Annotated in this window: 18 protein-coding genes; 2 read left to right on the plus strand and 16 right to left on the minus strand. The window is 69.4% G+C overall.

Features of this window, described 5'->3' with window-relative positions; all coding sequences use genetic code 11:
• Positions 1 to 46: 46 nt before the first annotated feature.
• A complete protein-coding gene (locus QSK39_RS03590; RefSeq protein WP_285476229.1) occupies positions 47 to 622 on the plus strand; it encodes a cob(I)yrinic acid a,c-diamide adenosyltransferase in 576 nt (191 codons plus the stop codon).
• Here QSK39_RS03590 and aroA read toward each other — a convergent pair.
• The 14 genes from aroA to QSK39_RS03660 all read right to left on the minus strand — a co-directional run bounded on the left by aroA (position 619) and on the right by QSK39_RS03660 (position 12,693).
• Positions 619 to 1,857, minus strand: coding sequence for a 3-phosphoshikimate 1-carboxyvinyltransferase (gene aroA / locus QSK39_RS03595; RefSeq protein WP_285476230.1), 1,239 nt, complete (start codon positions 1,855 to 1,857; stop codon positions 619 to 621). The two genes, QSK39_RS03590 and aroA, sit on opposite strands and share 4 nt — an antisense overlap.
• 10 nt (positions 1,858 to 1,867) lie before the next feature.
• Positions 1,868 to 2,188 (minus strand): putative quinol monooxygenase, encoded by a 321-nt coding sequence (locus QSK39_RS03600; RefSeq protein WP_285476231.1) that lies wholly within the window; start codon positions 2,186 to 2,188, stop codon positions 1,868 to 1,870.
• A gap of 53 nt (positions 2,189 to 2,241) precedes the next feature.
• Positions 2,242 to 2,676 carry a DUF2550 domain-containing protein gene (locus QSK39_RS03605; RefSeq protein ID WP_285476232.1) on the minus strand — a complete coding sequence of 145 codons (435 nt, stop codon included), beginning with the start codon at positions 2,674 to 2,676 and terminating at the stop codon, positions 2,242 to 2,244.
• Between the two features lie 25 nt (positions 2,677 to 2,701).
• On the minus strand, positions 2,702 to 3,067 hold the full coding sequence (locus QSK39_RS03610) for a F0F1 ATP synthase subunit epsilon (protein WP_284744205.1): 366 nt from the start codon (positions 3,065 to 3,067) through the stop codon (positions 2,702 to 2,704).
• Positions 3,068 to 3,181: 114 nt separating this feature from the next.
• On the minus strand, positions 3,182 to 4,609 hold the full coding sequence (gene atpD, locus QSK39_RS03615; RefSeq protein WP_285476233.1) for a F0F1 ATP synthase subunit beta: 1,428 nt from the start codon (positions 4,607 to 4,609) through the stop codon (positions 3,182 to 3,184).
• Positions 4,609 to 5,547, minus strand: coding sequence for a F0F1 ATP synthase subunit gamma (locus QSK39_RS03620; protein WP_285476234.1), 939 nt, complete (start codon positions 5,545 to 5,547; stop codon positions 4,609 to 4,611). Before QSK39_RS03620 ends, atpD begins: the two co-directional genes overlap by 1 nt.
• An 11-nt stretch (positions 5,548 to 5,558) precedes the next feature.
• On the minus strand, positions 5,559 to 7,196 hold the full coding sequence (gene atpA / locus QSK39_RS03625) for a F0F1 ATP synthase subunit alpha (protein WP_285476235.1): 1,638 nt from the start codon (positions 7,194 to 7,196) through the stop codon (positions 5,559 to 5,561).
• A 57-nt stretch (positions 7,197 to 7,253) separates the two neighbouring features.
• A complete protein-coding gene (locus tag QSK39_RS03630) occupies positions 7,254 to 8,078 on the minus strand; it encodes a F0F1 ATP synthase subunit delta (protein ID WP_285476236.1) in 825 nt (274 codons plus the stop codon).
• Between the two features lie 6 nt (positions 8,079 to 8,084).
• Complete coding sequence (locus QSK39_RS03635) at positions 8,085 to 8,642, minus strand: F0F1 ATP synthase subunit B (RefSeq protein WP_285476237.1); 558 nt, start codon at positions 8,640 to 8,642, stop codon at positions 8,085 to 8,087.
• A 30-nt stretch (positions 8,643 to 8,672) separates the two neighbouring features.
• Positions 8,673 to 8,930 (minus strand): ATP synthase subunit C-like protein, encoded by a 258-nt coding sequence (locus QSK39_RS03640; RefSeq protein ID WP_285476238.1) that lies wholly within the window; start codon positions 8,928 to 8,930, stop codon positions 8,673 to 8,675.
• Between the two features lie 55 nt (positions 8,931 to 8,985).
• On the minus strand, positions 8,986 to 9,786 hold the full coding sequence (gene atpB / locus QSK39_RS03645) for a F0F1 ATP synthase subunit A (RefSeq protein ID WP_285476239.1): 801 nt from the start codon (positions 9,784 to 9,786) through the stop codon (positions 8,986 to 8,988).
• Positions 9,787 to 10,318: 532 nt separating this feature from the next.
• Positions 10,319 to 10,762 (minus strand): Cg1360 family ATP-synthase-associated protein, encoded by a 444-nt coding sequence (locus tag QSK39_RS03650; protein ID WP_285476240.1) that lies wholly within the window; start codon positions 10,760 to 10,762, stop codon positions 10,319 to 10,321.
• 48 nt (positions 10,763 to 10,810) lie between these two features.
• Positions 10,811 to 11,968: a glycosyltransferase family 4 protein gene (locus QSK39_RS03655; RefSeq protein WP_285476241.1), complete on the minus strand. Its 1,158-nt coding sequence runs from the start codon at positions 11,966 to 11,968 to the stop codon at positions 10,811 to 10,813.
• Positions 11,969 to 12,042: 74 nt separating this feature from the next.
• Positions 12,043 to 12,693, minus strand: coding sequence for an L-threonylcarbamoyladenylate synthase (locus QSK39_RS03660; protein ID WP_285476242.1), 651 nt, complete (start codon positions 12,691 to 12,693; stop codon positions 12,043 to 12,045).
• Between the two features lie 192 nt (positions 12,694 to 12,885).
• On the opposite strand from QSK39_RS03660, the gene QSK39_RS03665 reads away from it, so the two are divergent.
• Positions 12,886 to 14,859, plus strand: a complete 1,974-nt coding sequence (locus QSK39_RS03665; protein WP_285476243.1) for a M6 family metalloprotease domain-containing protein — start codon at positions 12,886 to 12,888, stop codon at positions 14,857 to 14,859.
• Positions 14,860 to 14,905: 46 nt separating this feature from the next.
• Here the strand turns inward: QSK39_RS03665 and prmC are convergent, their stop codons facing one another.
• Positions 14,906 to 15,772, minus strand: coding sequence for a peptide chain release factor N(5)-glutamine methyltransferase (prmC, locus tag QSK39_RS03670; protein WP_285476244.1), 867 nt, complete (start codon positions 15,770 to 15,772; stop codon positions 14,906 to 14,908).
• A gap of 96 nt (positions 15,773 to 15,868) precedes the next feature.
• Positions 15,869 to 16,216, minus strand: a complete 348-nt coding sequence (locus tag QSK39_RS03675) for a MerR family transcriptional regulator (protein ID WP_285476245.1) — start codon at positions 16,214 to 16,216, stop codon at positions 15,869 to 15,871.
• Positions 16,217 to 16,260: the final 44 nt, after the last annotated feature.

Consider the following 16,260-nt stretch of genomic DNA (forward strand, 5'->3'; position numbering starts at 1 on the left):
CCTCTCGCCCGGATTCGGCCCGGGCGGGGGCCGCTATGGTGGGTTCATGGTCGTTCGCATCAACCGCGTCTACACGAAGGTCGGCGACAGCGGCACGACCGCGCTCGGCGACGGGTCCCGCGTGCCCAAGACGTCCCCGCGCCTGGGCGCGTACGCCGACACCGACGAGACGAACTCGGTGCTGGGGCTGGCGATCGCGGTCGGCGGATTGCCGGGCGAAATCACGGACGTGCTGCGTGCGGTGCAGAACGATCTCTTCGACGTCGGCGCGGACCTCTGCCTGCCGATCTCCGACGACCCGCCGTACCCGCCGCTGCGGATCACCGAGAAGTACGTCGAGCGGCTCGAGGGCTGGTGCGACGAGTTCAACGACCGCCTGCCGAAGCTGACGTCGTTCATCCTGCCGGGCGGCACGCCGGGCGCGGCCTTCCTGCACCAGGCGCGCACGGTGTCCCGGCGCGCGGAGCGGTCGGCGTGGGCGCTGCACGAGGCCGAGCCGGAGGCGACGAACCCGATCGCGGTGAAGTACCTGAACCGGCTCTCGGACCTGCTGTTCATCCTCGCCCGGCTGGCGAACCCCGAGGGTGACGTGCTGTGGCAGCCGGGCGGGCAGCCCTCCTAGATCCCCCAGCTCTCCCGCAGCGACCCGAGTGCCTGGTGGAAGCCGGGGAACGTCTTCTTCACGCACTCCGGGTCGTCCAGGGTGATACCCGGCGTCCGCAGGCCCGTGATGCTGAACGCCATCGCGATCCGGTGGTCGCGGCGGCACTTGACCAGCGCGCCGGTGGGCGTGCCCGGCTGGATTTCGATCCAGTCGCGGCCCGTCTCGACCTCGATGCCGAGCGCACGCAGGTTCTCCTCGCACGCGTCCAGCCGGTCGCACTCCTTGATGCGCGTGTTGTAGACGTCCTCGATGCGCACCGGGCCCGAAGCGAACGGCGCGATCGCCGCCAGCGTCGGGACCGTGTCCGAGATGTCGCGCATGTTCACGGTGATCCCGCGCAAGCCGTCCGAGGGACCCGCCACGGTGACCGAATCGGGAGTCAGCTCGACGTGCGCACCCATCCGTTCCAGCACCGACACGAACTGGACGTCACCCTGCAGGGCCGACGAACCCAGCCCCGGGATGGTCACCGTGCGGCCCGTGACCGCCGCCGCGGCCAGGAAGTAGCTGGCCGTCGACGCGTCCGGCTCCACCGGGTACTCGCACGCCTGGTACGGCTGCGGCGGCACCACGAAGGTCTTGCCTTCGCGCCGGACGTCGACGCCGAAGCGCCGCATCATCTCCAGCGTGATCTCGACGTACGGCACCGACACCAGGTCCGTCACCGTGATCCGCAGCCCCTCCGCGGTCAGCGGCCCGAGCAGCAGCAACGCCGTCAGGAACTGGGACGACAGCCCCGCGTCGAGGGTCAGCGCACCGCCCTTGACGCCGTTCGCGCGGATCGTCAGCGGGTGGTGGCCAGGCTCGCCCTCGAAGGTCAGGTCGACACCGAGCTCCTGCAGTGCGTCGGTCAGTGGGCCGAGCGGGCGCCGGCGCATCTGGTCGGAGGCGTCGAAGTGGAACGTCCCGGTGCCGGCCGCGGCCAGCGCGGGCAGGAAGCGGGCCGTCGTGGCGCCGTCGCGGCAGAAGACGTCCGCCTCGGCGACGCCCGGGCCCTCGGGACGGCCTTCGATGGTCCACGCGCCCGGCTGCCGGTCGACGCGGTAGCCGAGCTTGACGAGCCCCTCGGCGAAGCCCTCGGTGTCGTCCGAATGCAGCGGACGGCCGAGGGTCGTGGTGCCGTGCGCGGCGGCGGCCAGGAACAGGCCACGGGCGGTGACGGACTTGGAGCCGGGGATCTCGACGAGAGTCACGGCCCCCAGTTTAGTGGGGTGAGATCTCGGCCATCGGGCCCCAGTCGGAGGCGTCCTGGACGTTGATGATCTGCGGGTTGTCGCTGATGTAGGCGCCCAGGTTCGCGACCGCCCACTTGAAGTGGTCGGAGCCGACGTGCGCGACGGCGGCGTCCTGGCCTTCGAAGCCCTCGACCAGCACGTACGTGTTCTTGTCCTCGAGGCTGCGGGACCACTCGAAGAACCGGTTACCCGCTTCGGCGCGAGTGTTCTTGGTGTAGTCCGCGACGATGTCCGGCCAGGCTTCCGCGTGCTCCGGCTTGACCGGGAACTTGACCACGATGAAGATCATGCGCTCAACCGTAGGCCAAAACCGCCGGCCGTGGCTGTCCCAGTTTGAGACAGTCAGGACGCGCGCGGCAGACGGCGCCCGGGCGGGGCGGATTCGAGCCAGGACAGGAAGCCCGTGAGCGCGCCCGGCCCCATCGCGATCTCGATCGCTTCCTGGGTTTCTGACTCGCAGCGCAGCACGGTCGAGCCTTCGGGAACGGCGTAGGCCTCGGTCCCGGACGGGTCGCGCCGGTCGGCGATCTGCATGCTTTCGCGCTGGAAGACGCGGTCCGGGCCGGTCCGCAGGCTCCACACGCGGTACCAGACGAACTCGTCGCCTTCGTAGCGGCCCAGCCCCAGGTGCCAGCTGGACCGCGCGGCGTCCGGACGCCACCGCAGCGCGACGCTCACGCCCCCGCCGCGGCGCATCCGGATCCAGCGCTGGCCGTACCAGGCGACCAGCACGGCGAGCACGATCAGGAGCCCGACTACGACCACGGTGATCTTCACGGCCCGGCTCCTGCCCGTCTCCCGCTCAGGCCGACTGACCTGCCGCGCGGAGCTGGGCCGTGGCCCTCGTCCGCTCGGTCTCGTCGTCGGCGGTCAGTGCCGCCTTCGCCGCGTCGACGTCGATTTCGTCGGACAGCTCGGCGCTCTCGGCGAGAATGCTCACCCCGGTACCGGTCACGGAAAGGAATCCGCCGTGCACGGCCGCGCAGACCGTCTCGCCGTCGGTGGTCGTCACCTTGACCACGCCACCCTCGACGAGCTGCCCGAGCACGGGTTCGTGGCCGGCCATGATGCCGATCTCGCCCTCGGTGGTCTGGGCCACCACGAAAGTGGCGGTACCCGACCAGAGACGGCGCTCGACAGCCACCAGCTCCACGGACATCTCGGCCACGTAGCACTCCTTAACTCGGGGTGTTGCCACCGAGTGTAATAGGTCGGACTCGCTCTATGAGAACGGCGGGGGCCCGAGTCCACAATGGACACAGCCCCCGCCGCGCTCAGGACGTCACTTCTTGGTGATTTCCTTGTACTTCTTCTCGAGGTCTTCGAGGCCACCGATACCCAGGAACGCCTGCTCCGGGTAGTGGTCGAAGTCACCCTTGGAGATGCGGTCGAACGACTCGATGGTCTCCGACAGCGGCACCGTCGAGCCCGGGATCTGCGTGAACGCCTCCGCGACCAGCATGTTCTGCGAGAGGAAGCGCTCGATCCGGCGGGCGCGCTGGACGGTGAGCTTGTCCTCTTCCGAGAGCTCGTCCATACCGAGGATCGCGATGATGTCCTGCAGCTCCTTGTACTTCTGCAGGATCCGGATGACCTCGGAAGCCACCCGGTAGTGGTCCTCACCGACGATGGCCGGGTCGAGGATCGTCGACGTCGACGCCAGCGGGTCCACCGCCGGGAAGATGCCCTTCTGGAAGACACCACGCGAGAGCTCGGTGGTGGCGTCCAGGTGGGCGAACGTCGCGGCCGGGGCCGGGTCGGTGTAGTCGTCCGCGGGGACGTAGATCGCCTGCATCGAGGTGATCGAGCGACCCCGGGTCGAGGTGATCCGCTCCTGCAGCTGGCCCATCTCGTCGGCCAGCGTCGGCTGGTAACCCACGGCCGAAGGCATGCGGCCCAGCAGGGTCGACACCTCGGAACCGGCCTGGGTGAACCGGAAGATGTTGTCGATGAACAGCAGCACGTCCTGGTTCTGCACATCGCGGAAGTACTCCGCCATGGTCAGCGCGGACAGGGCGACGCGCATGCGCGTGCCCGGCGGCTCGTCCATCTGGCCGAACACGAGGGCGGTGTCGTTGATGACGCCGTCTTCGCTCATCTCCAGGAAGAGGTCGTTGCCCTCACGGGTGCGCTCGCCGACCCCGGCGAACACCGACGTACCACCGAAGTTCCGGGCGACACGGGTGATCATCTCCTTGATGAGCACCGTCTTGCCGACGCCGGCCCCGCCGAACAGGCCGATCTTGCCACCCTGGACGTACGGGGTGAGCAGGTCGACGACCTTCAGGCCGGTCTCCAGCATCTCCGTCTTGCCTTCGAGCTGGTCGAAGGACGGCGGGTTGCGGTGGATGCCCCAGCGCTCGAGGTCGTCGCCGTAGCCGGGCTCGTCGAGGCACTCGCCGAGGGCGTTGTAGACGTGGCCCTTGACCTTGTCGCCCACCGGCACGGTGATCGGCTTGCCGGTGTCGGTGACCTCGGCGCCCCGGACCAGGCCGTCCTGCGGCTGGAGCGAAATGGTGCGGACGAGGTTGTCACCCAGGTGGGAGGCGACCTCGAGGGTCACCGTCTTGCGGAGCTGCTCGAACTCGATCTCGACCTTGAGGGCGTTGAACTGGTCGGGCACGGAACCGCGCGGGAACTCGACGTCGACGACCGGACCGGTCACCGACACGATGCGCCCCTTGGCGCGCGGGGCTTCAGTACTGGTCATCAATCATCACTTCCTGCTGCGGTGAGCGCGTTCGCGCCACCGACGATTTCGGAGATCTCCTGGGTGATCTGCGCCTGGCGGGCCTGGTTCATCTCCCGCGTCAGGTTGCCGACCAGGTCGTTCGCGTTGTCCGACGCGGCCTTCATCGCGGTGCGACGGGCAGCCAGCTCGGACGCGGCGGACTCGAGCAGGGCCGCGTAGAGCCGCGTGTTGATGTACTTCGGCAGGAGCGCGTCCAGCAGCTTGTCGGCACTCGGCTCGAACTCGTAGCTGGGGAGCAGCCCGGCGGGCTTCTCCTCTTCCCCTTCGGAGTACTCGACCTCGAGCGGCGCGACGCGCTTGGCGATCGGGCGCTGGGTCAGCATCGACACGAACTCGGTGTAGACGATGTGGATCTCGTCGACACCCTCGACACCGTCGGCGTTGCCGTGCTGGTCGTCCACGCCGCGCATGAACGACTCGACCAGGGCGTCGCCGGCCGCGACCGCGTTGGCGTAGCCCGGCTGGTCGGAGAAGCCCGTCCAGCCGTCGACGACGTCGCGGTTGCGGAACCGGTAGTAGTTCAGCCCCTTGTTGCCGGTGACGTAGACCTGCGGCTCCTTGCCCTCCGAACGCAGGAGGGCGAGGAGTTCCTCGGTCGCGCGCAGGACGTTGGAGTTGTAGCCACCGCACTGCCCCTTGTCACTGGTCACGACCAGGACGGCGGCCCGCTTCGGGTTCGGGCGCTCGACCAGCATGGGGTGGTCGAGGTTGGCGGCCGCGCCGGCCAGCGCCGAGAGCACCTTGGTGATCTCGTCCGCGTACGGCCGGGAGGCGGCGACCTTCGCCCGCGCCTTGGTGATGCGCGCGGTGGCGATGAGCTCCATCGCCTTGGTGATCTTGCCGATCGACTTGGTCGCCTTGATGCGCGACCGGAGTTCCCGGAGTTGTGCGGCCATGAGCTACCAGCTCACTTCTTCGGGGCGGGCTTGTTGACCTTGACGGTCTCCTGCCCGACCTTGTCGGCTTCCATGGCGTCCGCGTTCTCCTCGAGCGGCTTGCCCTCGGAGGTCGTGAACTCCTTCTTGAACTCGTTGACCGCGTTGACCAGCTTGTCGGCGGTCTCGTCCTCGAACTTCCCGGAGTCGCGGATCGCGCCCAGGACGTCGTCGTGCTTGCGGCGGGCCGACTCGAGGAACTCGTGGTTGAAGCGGCGCACGTCCTCGGTCGGGACCGAGTCGTAGTGGCCGTTCGTGCCCAGCCACACCGTGCAGACCTGCTCCTCGACCGGGATCGGCGAGTACTGCGGCTGCTTGAGCACCTCGTACAGGCGGGCACCGCGCTCGAGCTGCGCCTTCGACGCGTCGTCGAGGTCCGAAGCGAAGGCCGCGAAGGCCTCCAGCTCGCGGTACTGCGACAGGTCGATCCGGAGCGAACCGGAAACCGACTTCATCGCCTTGACCTGCGCGGCACCACCCACGCGGGACACCGAGATGCCCACGTCGATGGCCGGGCGCTGGCCGGCGTTGAAGAGGTCCGACTGGAAGAAGCACTGGCCGTCGGTGATCGAGATGACGTTCGTCGGGATGTAGGCCGACACGTCGTTGGCCTTCGTCTCGATGATCGGCAGCCCGGTCAGCGAGCCGGCACCCAGCTCGTCCGACAGCTTCGCGCACCGCTCCAGCAGGCGGGAGTGCAAGTAGAAGACGTCGCCGGGGAACGCCTCGCGGCCCGGCGGGCGGCGCAGCAGCAGCGAGATCGCGCGGTACGCGTCGGCCTGCTTGGTCAGGTCGTCGAACACGATGAGGACGTGCTTGCCCTCGTACATCCAGTGCTGGCCGATGGCCGAGCCGGTGTACGGCGCGATCCACTTGAAGCCGGCGGAGTCCGAAGCCGGCGCGGCGACGATGGTGGTGTACTCCATCGCGCCCGCATCCTCGAGGGACTTCTTGACCGCGGCGATCGTGGAGCCCTTCTGGCCGATCGCGACGTAGATGCAGCGGACCTGCTTCTTCTCGTCGCCGGAATCCCAGTTGGACTTCTGGTTGATGATCGTGTCCACCGCGACGGCCGTCTTGCCCGTCTTGCGGTCGCCGATGATCAGCTGGCGCTGGCCGCGGCCGATCGGGGTCATCGCGTCGATGGCGGTGATGCCGGTCTGCAGCGGCTCCGACACCGGCTGGCGCTCGACCACCGAAGCGGCCTTGACCTCCAGCGGGCGGCGGTCGGTGGTCTCGATCTCGCCGAGGCCGTCGATGGGGGCACCCAGCGGGTTGACGACGCGGCCGAGGTAGCCGTCGCCGACCGGCACCGACAGGACCTGGCCGGTGCGCTTGACCTGCTGGCCCTCTTCGATGCTTTCGAAGTCACCGAGGATCGCGGCACCGATGGAGCGCGCGTCCAGGTTCAGTGCGACGCCCAGGACGCCGCCGGGGAACTCGAGCAGCTCGTTGGCCATGGCCGAGGGCAGGCCCTCGATGTGGGCGATGCCGTCGCCGGCGTCCACCACGGTGCCAACTTCTTCCCGGCTCACGTCCGGGGCGTAACTCGAGACGTAGTTCTCGATCGCGCTACGGATCTCATCCGAGGAGATCGTCAGCTCGGCCATGTCTTTCCCGCTCTCGCTTCGTTCTTGCCAGTATGCAAAGTCTTGTGTGACCTGGGGCTATGCCCTGGCCAGCCGCCTGCGCAGCGCCGCCAGCTGGCCCGCCGCGCTCCCGTCGATGACCTCGTCGCCGACGCGGACGACGAGCCCGCCGCCGAGCCGCGGGTCGACCTCGACGTGCAGCGCGATCGGCCGCCCGTAGATGTCGTCGAGCTTCGCGCCCAGCTGGGCGGTCTGCTCGTCGGTCAGGGCGTTCGCGCTGGTCACGTAGGCGACCGAGCGCTGACGGCGTTCCGCGGCCAGCTTGACCAGCTTGTCGAGCCCGACGCCGACGCCGCGGCCCTTGGCCCGGCGCACGACCTGCTCGACGAGGGTCTCGGTGACCACGTCCACCTTGTCGGCGAACAGCCCGCGCACCAGGGTGCGCTTGGCGTCGGCGGGACCGGCCAGGTCGGAGAGCGCGGCCTCCAGTTCCGGGGCGCCGGCCACGATCCGCGCGACCTGGAACAGCTGGGACTCGACGGTGTCGACGTTCCCGGTCTTCTCGGCCGCGGTCAGCAGCGCCGAGCGGCCGAGCTCCTCGAGCCCGTCGGTCAGCTGACGGGGGCTGGACCAGCGGCTGCCCGCCACGGCGTCGAGCACCTTCAGGGCCGGTTCGGACAGCTTGCCGTCGAACAGCCGGCGCACCAGCGCGGTGCGCGCCTCCGGCGTCGCCGAAGCGTCGCTCACCGCCCGGCGCAGGCCGATTTCCCGGTCCAGCAGGTCGACGACCGAGAGCAGCTCGTCGCCGACCGTGGCCGCGTCGGCGCCCGCGTCGGCCAGAACCTCGCCGAGGCGTTCCTCGGCGAGGCCGAGCGCTTCACGGCTCGCAGCATGCAGCGTCATCCTGGTCTACTTCCCCGCTCCACCAGCGGCACCGGCGGTCTCCAGCTCCGCGAGGAACCGGTCGACGGTGCCACGACGGCGCGCCTCGTCTTCGAGCGACTCGCCGACGATCCGGCTGGCCAGCTCCACGGCGTTGCGGCCCATGTCGGCCCGCAGTTCGGCGATGATCTGCGCCTTCTGGGCCTGCAGCTGGGCGTGCCCCTGGGCGACGATGCGCTGGGACTCGGCCTCCGCCTCGGCCCGCAGCTCCGCCTTGATCTGCTCGGCTTCGAGCCGGGCGTCGTCGCGGATCTTCGCGGCCTCGCTGCGGGCTTCCTGCAGCTGCGCCTTGTACTTGGCCAGCGCGTCTTCGGCTTCGGCCTGGGCCCGCTCGGCCTTCTCGATACCGCCCTCGATCATCTGGGCGCGCTCTTCGTACGCGGCCTCGAAACGAGGAACGACGTACTTCTTCAGAACGAGCAGCAGGATCACGAAGGCGACGATCCCGAGAATGACCTCGGGAATGTGCGGGATGATCGGGTTGGGCGCCTCTTCGGCGGCCAACACCAATTCAGTCTTCAGCACGTCGTCTCCTTAAGCGATGAGCTGGCGAACTCAGGCAGCGGAGGCGATGAAGTAGATGACGATACCGATCAGGGCCAGCACCTCGGTCAGAACGAAGGTCGAGAAGCCGATGCCCTGCAGCTTGCCCTGCGCCTCCGGCTGACGGGCGGTGCCGTTGATGACGGCGGCGAAGATCAGACCCACACCGATGCCCGGGCCGATCGCGCCCAGGCCGTAACCGATGGCGGCGAGACCGGGGTTGATGCTGGCGGCCTCGGCGGCCTGCTGGGCCAGAACGATGTTGCTCACGTGCGTTTCCCTTCACTTCGGTCCACGCGCTCGCGTGGATCGGGGGCTTGTGTTCTCAGTGCTCCGACGCCAGCGCGGCGCCGATGTACCCGGCCGACAGCAGGGCGAAGATGTAGGCCTGCAGCACCTGGATGAAGGCCTCGAGGAAAGTCATCAGGATCGCGAAGATGAACGCCACCGGCGAAACGAGCTTCAGCCCGAATCCGTCGGTCTCGGTCAGCAGGAAGCTGCCGCCGAGGGTGAACACCATGATGATGAGGTGACCGGCGAACATCGCGGCGAACACTCGGATGGCGAGCGTGGCCGGCGCGATGAAGAACTTCTGCGCGAACTCGATCGTCGAGAACAGCGGCATCACGAAGCCCGGGACTCCGGCCGGCGCGAGCTCCTTCTTCAAGTAACCCTTGAAGCCGAAGCGCTTGAAGCCGACGTAGTGGTAGACCGGGTAGACGACCAGCACCGAAAGCGCGAGCGGGAATCCGATCCGCGCCATGGTCGGGAACTGGAAGAACGGGATGATCCCGAACAGGTTGTTCACCAGTACGAAGGTGAACAGGCCGAGGACCAGCGGGATGAACGGCTTGAAGTCCTTCGAGCCGATCTGTTCCCGCGCGATGTTGTTGCGGCCGAAGTTGTAGACCGACTCGGCGATGAACTGCGACTTGCCGGGGACGACCTTCAGCTTCCGGGACGCCAGCACGAAGTAGGCGATGATGATGATCAGCGAGATCACCACGAGCAGCATCGGCTTGGTGAAGCTGCCCCAGTACCCGGAGCCGAAAAGAGGCGGCAGGTTGAAGTCCGCCACACCGGGGGGCTTGAACGTCTCACCCTCGGTCAGTACCAGCGCGCCCACTGGGCTCCTTCCGGTTCTCCCGGCCGGCGTTCACTCCGCCGGGGGAATCGTCACGATCTGGACTTAACGTACCCGATACGCATCGGGACGCCGGAGGCGGCTGCCCCACTGTGCGATGAACACGGCTTCACGTTCTGCACACGGGGTTGTCTCGCGTGAACACTGCCCTGCGGTCTACTTCGGACCAGCGGCGAAGAGGCGGAACTACACGGTCGCCACACTGCTGATCGCGGTTCGTCTTAGGGAGCGTGCGGCCGAGGCCGCCACCCTTGACGCGGACCATACCAGCAGGTCAATCAGTGCCGTACACGCGTACTCCATACCCACCGATCAGCCCAGGACCTAAGTCCCGGGTCGACCCGGGACCCTGGTCCGGGACCGGACGGGACCGGCTCCGGAACGCCGCAGGCGACGGGTCCCGGCGGCTTTTCCCGGGGCGCACGAAGGCGCACTTTTGTGGTCCCGGTCACACTCGGGCGGCCGCAGGCCGAGTCACCGTGAGTAATGGACGTCCGCGGCAAACCGGACGGCGTCAGGAGGGGATGATCGTCGGGATCTTGGTCTTGCGGAAGGCGGCGAACTCGGCCGCGGCAGCCAGCAGGATGGCGACGATCATCGTGATGCCCAAGGACATCGGGTGCAGCGCGGTGACACCCTTGAGCAGGGTGAGCGCGCCGAACAGCAGCACGACCTTCACGACGTACCCACCGAGCGCGATGACCATGACGAACATCGGGTCCTGGCCGGCGCTGAACCGCATCAGGCCGAGCGTGGACAGCGACGCGATCATGGCGAGCGCACCCCCGACGAGCGAGCCCAGGAACCCGGGCATGCCGTTGAGGATGCTGAAGAGCGCGATGCAGACGATCACCGCGGGCGGGGTGATGAGCAGCGAAGCCTTCGTCATGGCACGGGCGGCCTGCAGCACCACCTTGGCGTGCGGGTTCTCCTGCTCGGGCGTTTCGGTCTCGCTCACAGCTGCTCCCTGCTCGGTTCGGCTTCCGAGTGTAGAGAACGCGCCTGGTCAGGTTCCGGGCTGGTTGCGCGAACGCAGCCGCGGGACGATCGAGACGACCACCGCGAACACCAGCCCGACCCCGATGATCCACAGCGCCGCCGCGTCGTCGAACAGGGTCACCGACACCGCGCCGAACGCCAGGATCCCGGCCCACAAGTAGATCAGCAGCACCGCGCGGCGCTGGGAGTGCCCGATCTCCAGCAGCCGGTGGTGCAGGTGCATCTTGTCCGCCGCGAACGGGCTCTCGCCGCGGCGCGTGCGCCGGACGACCGCCATGATCAGGTCCAGCAGCGGCACGAACAGCACCGCCGCCACGACCACCAGCGGTGACAGCAGCGCGATCGCGTCCTTGCCGCTGAACTGCGGGTACGGCACGCGCCCGGACGCCGACGTCGTCGCGCCCGCGAGCATCAGGCCGATCATCATCGACCCGGAGTCGCCCATGAAGATCTTCGCGGGCTGGAAGTTGTACGGCAGGAAGCCCAGACACGCGCCGGCGAGCGTCGCCGCGATCAGCGCGGGCGGGTACGTGCCGACGTCGCCGCCGGAGCTGTCGAGCAGGCCCAGCGAGAACGCGCACGTCGCCGCCGCCGCGATGAACCCGAGGCCGCCCGCCAGCCCGTCGAGGCCGTCGACGAAGTTCATCGCGTTGACCATCACCACGACCATCACGACGGTGAGCAGCGCGCCCTGGTTCTTGTCGAGCACCAGCACCGACCCGAACGAGTCGCCCTGCCCGCCCCACGGCACCCAGAACGACACCCACTGCACGCCGAAGATGACCAGGATCCCGGCGCACATGACCTGGCCGGCCAGCTTCGTCCAGGCGTCCAGCTCGAACCGGTCGTCGAGCGCGCCGATCAGCGAGATGACCCCCGCCGCGAGCAGCACCCCGACCGAGTCGAACGACGCGTCGAAGCCGTGCGACAACGCGGGCAGCTGGTGGGCCAGGCCCATCGCGCCCGCGACGCCGAGGAAGATGCCGATCCCGCCCATCCGCGGGATCGGGGCGACGTGGACGTCGCGCGCCCGCGGGTTGGCGATCGCGCCGACGCGGATCGCGAGCCGGCGCACGAGGCCGGTGAGCAGGTAGGTCACGGCCGTCGCGGTCAGCGCGACGAGGATGTATTCCCGGATGGGGAGAAGACCGGATGTGGGCGGCACGGGTGCGTCACGCTCGCGGGGTCGGGGTCACCCGCGACACGCTATCGTGCCGCGGAAAACGCCTTGATCCGGCTTCACGCCAACGATTCCGCGGGGACACCGAGCACCTCCGCGATGGCGTCCTTGGTCACCGCACCCTCGCGCAGCACCACCGGTTCGGTACCGGTGAGGTCCACGATGCTCGACGCGACGGGCGCGCCGCTCGACCCGCCGTCGAGGTACACCGCGACCGAGTCGCCGAGCTGTTCCTGCGCTTCCTGCGCGGTGCTGGCCGGCGGCCGGCCCGAGACGTTCGCGCTCGACACGGCCATCGGGCCGACGTCGCGCAGCAGTTCCAGGGCCACCGGGTGCAGCGGCATCCGGAGCATCACGGTGCCGCGGGCGTCGCCGAGGTTCCACTGCAGACTCGGCGCGTGCGGGAGCACGATGGACAGATCGCCCGGCCAGAACGCTTCGATGAGCGCGCGCGCCTGCGGGGGCACGCCGAGCACCAGGCCGTCCACAGTGGACCAGGAGCCGACGAGCACGCCGACCGGCATGTCCGGGCCGCGGTTCTTCGCGCGCAGCAGCGCCTGGACCGCGCCCGCGTCGAACGCGTCGGCGCCGATGCCGTAGACCGTGTCGGTCGGCAGGACGACCAGCCTGCTCGACCGCACCGCGCCCGCGGCCGCCGCCAGTCCGTCGGCCCGGGACTCCCGCTTGCTGCAGTCGTAGACCACGCTCATGAGCGCCAAGAGTAGTCCCGCCGCCGGAGCGGGCGTCCGCCGCGTCACACCGGCGCGCTGACAACCGGCCAGACTTTCGTCGTGGGGCAAGCGGGTAAACCTCACCGCGAGGCAGAACCGGGACAGCGGGGCTCAATACGGTCGATCACTGGGAACCACCACCCCCGTGGGTTCCCAGTGAAGGAGCCGCAGATGCGTTCCAGAACCCCGAAGGCGCTCGCCCTGCTCGCCGCGGTCACCGTCCTCACCGGGCTCGGCGCGGGCACCGCCGCCGCCGAGCCGCTGACCCGCGGCTGGCCGGCGCCGATCGACGCCGCGCACTGGGAGAACCAGGACCACATGACCTGGTCGGACTACAAGAAGGTGCCCGGCACGAACTGGGCCGACCCCTCCCTCAAGCCCACGCAGCGCACCTTCAAGGGCGCGGTGGTCCTCGCCGACTACCCCGACCAGGACTTCGTCGTCACGAAGCCGGCGAACTCGACGATCTTCGGCAACCCCGGCCCCGCCGCCGCGAACATCCCGCGGGCCGGCGTCGCGCAGTACTACCAGGACTTCCTCAACAAACCCGAAGCGCTCAACAACGGGCACACGATCAACGAGTACTGGATGGAGGACTCCGGCGGCCGCTTCGGCGTGCAGCTGACCGCGTTCGGGCCGTACCGGATGCCCGGGCAGTCCTACGAGTACGGCATGGAGTTCCAGCCGAACGCGTGCCCGCCGTCCGCGAACTGCAACCGGGACATCCGCACCGACGCCGGCAACGCCTGGCGCGCCGACGTCGGCGACACGGCGAACCAGTTCGACTTCGTCTTCTACCTGTCGGCGGGCCAGGACGAGAGCTCGACCTGGCAGGAGTTCGGCGAGATGAAGTTCGGGACCAAGGAGAACGTGCCCGACGCGTTCGGCCCGCCGAACCACGACCTGCCCAACTACGCGGCGACGCGGTACGTGCCCTGGACGTCGTGGGCCTCGGCGGCCAGCATCTGGCCGAACGCCGGGAACGGCAGCTCGGTGCAGGCCGAAAGCTCCGGCCAGTCGACCTACGCCCACGAGTTCAGCCACATCCTGGGCATCGGCGACAACTACAACAACCCGTTCGGGATCCCGCCGTGGCGCGACTACTCCGGGGCCTGGGAGATGCTGTCGCGCGGCACGTTCAACGGTCCGGGCGGCCCGCACACCCGCTGGCAGATCCCGGCGACGCAGGGCAGCTCGATGGGTGCCCAGCACATGCTGCGCAACAAGATGAAGCTCGGCATCGTCGACCCGGCCGACGTCCTGCAACTGGACCGCACCGCACTGGCGTCCTCCGGCCCGGTGTCGGCCCGCATCACCGCGCGCGAGGCGGAGGCGCAGCCGGGGGCGTTCACCGGCCTGAACATCAAGCTGACCGGCGGCGACAAGAGCCCGAAGTGCGACAAGGCGACGGACCCGTTCTGCGACGGCGGCGGGTACGACAACTACACGGTCGAGGTCGTCGACCGGATGGGCGCGGACTCGTTCTCGCCGGATTCGGGCGTGCTGATCGCGAAGACGAAGGACAAGGACAACGCGCCGTTCGAGTGGGTGATCGACGCGAACCCGCAGGACATCGGCATCACCGACTACACGAAGGCGGACGGCACGCCGGTGAAGATCACCATCGGCGACTACCGCCAGCTCAACGACGCGCTGTTCAAGGCGGGGACGGAGGCGGCGAGCCCGTACGAGTACACCGACCAGGCGAACCGGCTGAAGTTCCTGATCACCGACCTGACCCGGGACCGCCGCGGCGTGCTGTCGTACACGGTGACGGTGGCCTCGCTGGACGGCGCGGGCAGCCAGGCACGCGGCGCGGCGGTGACCCCGGCACTGCCGGCATTCGCCCGCGGCGGCCTCGCGACCTGCGACTTCGGGGTGCTGAACACGGGGTCGGCCCGCGGGGCGAAGGCACCGTACGACACGGACACGTACCGGTTGAGCGTGTCGACGGACGCGCGAGGCTGGGAGGTCCGGCTCCCGAACGAGCTGGCAACGGCGAAGTTCGGCGGGCACGTGAAGGTGCCGGCGTACGCGAAGCGCGGGGCGGGCGGTGATTTGGCGGCCCGGGTGAAGCTGACGGCGACGTCGGTGAGCGACCCGTCGAAGACGGCGTCGGCGAGCTGCACGGCGTTCGGCTTCTAGCGCCTGGTCCGGAGGGGGCTCGCGATGAGTCCCCTCCGGACACGGCTCAGCCCAGCCGGCGAGCGGTGACGAACCGCGCCCGCCCCGTCAAATCCGCGTGGTCCTCGACCCCCGTCAGCACCCGCCGGGCCCGCACCAGCGCCGGCACCGCCGATCCGTGCGTGTCGTCGTGTTCGATCGCCAGCCCACCCCCGGGGCGCAGCAACCGGGCTCCCGCCGCGATCGCGTGGCGGATCACCGCCAGCCCGCTCTCCTCCGCGAACACCGCGCGCGGTGGGTCGTGCTCCGCGACCTCCGGGGGCACCGGTGTGCCCTCCGGGACGTACGGCGGGTTGCACAGCACCAGGTCGACCAGGCCGTCGAGCTCGGCGAACATCGTCGGGTCGCCGATGTCACCGGAATACAGGCGGATCGGGGTGTTGCCCGCGTCCGCGTGGACGTCCGCGTTGTGGCGGGCCCACGCCAGCGCCTGCGGGTCGACGTCGACCGCGTACACGACCGCGTCCGGCCGGGCGTGCGCCACCGCCAGCGCCAGCGCCCCCGAGCCGGTGCACAGGTCCACCACCACCGGGAACTCGCGCCCCTGCAGGAACTTGACGCACCACTCGAGCAGCAGCTCCGTCTCCGGCCGCGGCACGAACACCCCCGCGCCGACCGCGACCGTGATCTCCCCGAGCGCGGCCCAGCCGGTCAGGTACTGCAGCGGGATCCGCTTCGCGCGCTGCTGGACGAGCTGGCCGATGGCCTCGATGACCGGCGGGTCGACCAGCGGCACCATCGGCAGCCGGCCGCGCTCGACCCCGAGCACGTGCGCCGCGATCACCTCGGCGTCGAACCGCGGCGAGGCGACGCCGGCGCGTTCGAGAATCCGGGTGGCCTCGATGATGGCCAGGCGCAGCGGCTGCCGATTCACTCGTCGTCCTTCACCTCGTCAAGCCTGGCACACCAGGCGGAACTCCCCCGTGAGGACACGCGCCGGTCCTACGCCGTCCAGCGTATCGAGGCGCCCTCACCCCTCGGCGGACAAGTACCCGGCCAGCGCGCTCCGGCGCCGCTGCAGCGCCCCGATCCGGTCGTCCATCGCGGTCAGCTCGCGGTGCAGCAGCCCGGCCAGCTCCGGGCACAGGTCCAGGTGGGCCTCCTCCCCGCGGGCGCACTGCAGCGCGGACGCGATGACCTCCGTGGTCAGCCCGGCCCCGAGCAGCCGCCGGATCTGCCGCACGCGCACGACGGCGTCCTCGTCGTAGGCCCGGTAGCCGTTGCCGTCGCGCGCCGCGGCCAGCAGGCCCTGTTCCTCGTAGTAGCGCAGCAGCCGCGTGCTGACGCCCGTGCGTCCCGCGAGCTCGCCGATCCGCATCCGACCCCCTGGCGACTTGACCTTCACACCGATGTGAAGACCTA

Source organism: Amycolatopsis sp. NBRC 101858 (assembly GCF_030269325.1).
In the GTDB taxonomy this organism is placed as follows: Bacteria; Actinomycetota; Actinomycetes; order Mycobacteriales; family Pseudonocardiaceae; genus Amycolatopsis; species Amycolatopsis ponsaeliensis.